At 50.5% G+C, this 295-nt stretch carries 1 protein-coding gene; it reads right to left on the reverse strand.

From position 1 onward, the window contains the following. Positions 1-111 precede the first annotated feature (111 nt). Positions 112-295, reverse strand: a 184-nt coding sequence (locus AC1RPJ_RS08075; protein WP_481762892.1) for a hypothetical protein, incomplete at its 5' end; no start/stop codon positions are given.

Below are 295 nucleotides of genomic sequence, written 5' to 3' on the forward strand. Positions count from 1 at the left end.
CACGTCGAACCGGCCCTCCAGCCAACAATCCATAAACTGGATGGGGTCTTCACACGGATTCTCGACGCACCAGCGCATTACCTCAATCCACGGTTTACTCATGCTGACTCCTTAAATGTCATTAAAGTACAAAATATCACGGAATTCCTGATCCAGATCGACAGCCTGCGACACGATCGCGAGTTCTTGGTCCTGAATTGCCTCCAGAATCTCCAGTTGCTCTTCGATCCACTCGTTGAGAATCGGGACACGCGGGTGTAGCTTTTTCTCACCTGTCCGCATCTTGATTTCGAGC

It is taken from the genome of Dellaglioa sp. CoH-57-MRSF-17, from assembly GCF_056782015.1.